Annotated in this window: 1 protein-coding gene and 1 pseudogene; both read left to right on the top strand. The window is 46.6% G+C overall.

The window, feature by feature from the left end; genetic code table 11:
• Positions 1 to 610 (top strand): annotated as a pseudogene (locus IQ263_RS30155) (RNA-guided endonuclease InsQ/TnpB family protein); the annotation flags it as partial.
• A gap of 99 nt (positions 611 to 709) precedes the next feature.
• The coding region (locus IQ263_RS28025; RefSeq protein WP_194071288.1) for a M16 family metallopeptidase at positions 710 to 1,383 on the top strand (674 nt) is incomplete at its 3' end.

Raw genomic sequence — 1,383 nt, 5'->3', positions numbered from 1 at the left:
TGTGGGATTAAACCACTTCTATACTGACAGCAACGGCGAAACAGTTCCTAATCCTCGGTATCTCCGCCAAAGCGAAAAAGCTTTGAAGAGATTGCAGAAGCGAGTTTGTCGGAAAAAGAAAGGCTCCCAAAGCCGGCAAAAGGCGATCGACAAGTTAGGAAGAAAGCACCTAAAGGTTAGTCGGCAGCGTAAAGACTTCGCCATTAAGACGGCGTTGTGCGTAGTGAAATCTAACGATTTTGTAGCCTAGGTCGACCTTCAAGTGCGTAATATGGTTAAAAACCATAAACTCGCTAAGTCGATTAGTGATGCTGCGTGGTCACAATTTGCTCAATGGCTGAAGTATTTTGGAAAAGTGTACAGCAAAACAGTTATCGCTGTTCCACCACAATACACATCTCAGGAATGTTCAAACTGTGGCGACATTGTTAAGAAAAATTTATCAACCCGAACGCATATTTGCGGTTGCGGAACGATATTAGATCGCGATCACAATGCCGCGTTAAACATTCTAGCTAAAGGCTTAAAAGCTCATACAGGAATCGATTTAAATACGGTGGGGCACACCGGAATTCACGCTGGGAAACTGATCTCTACTCGCTGGTGGTGACATCAACGAGCAAATCAACTGGATGATCCAAGAATCCTCGCGCCTGATAGCCGGGGAGTGTCAAACATTCCAAATTCCCAATTATCAACTAAATTAATGATGAAAAATGAAATCCAGCGCACTATTTTAGATAACGGTATCGTTGTCTTAGCAGCAGAAAATCCAGCCGCAGATATTATTTCAGCTAGGATATTCCTGCGGGCCGGTAGTCGCTGCGTACAGCCCGAACAAGCAGGATTGTGTCATTTGCTGTCGGCGGTAATGACTAAGGGAACCGATCGCCATTCTTCGCTGGAAATAGCCGAACGTGTAGAATCGGTGGGAGCGAGATTGGGTACAGACTCGACTACAGATTATTTTTTAGTCAGTGTGAAGACGGTTGCTGCCGATTTTCAAGACATTTTGGAATTGGCGGCGGAATTGATGCGATCGCCCACTTTCCCGGAAGCTGAAGTCGAACTCGAACGCCGCATCGCCATATCAGCAATTCGATCGCAGCAAGAACAGCCATTTGCGATCGCCTTCGAGCAATTGCGACAGGCGATGTACAAAGAACATCCCTACGCTTTCTCTACCTTGGGCACGGAAGCTACGATGTCAAAGCTTACCCGCAACGATCTCGAACAGTTCCACAAAACCTATTTTCGTCCCGACAATGTAGTTATTTCTGTAGCCGGCAGAATATCGACCGAAGATGCGATCGCCCTGATCGATCGCACCTTTGGCTCCTGGAAAGCACCTTTAACACCCCTACCCACCTTAAACTTCTCCCC

This window comes from Tychonema sp. LEGE 06208 (genome assembly GCF_015207505.1).
Lineage (GTDB): Bacteria > Cyanobacteriota > Cyanobacteriia > Cyanobacteriales > Microcoleaceae > Microcoleus.
This window is presented reverse-complemented; position numbering and strand designations above follow the sequence as displayed.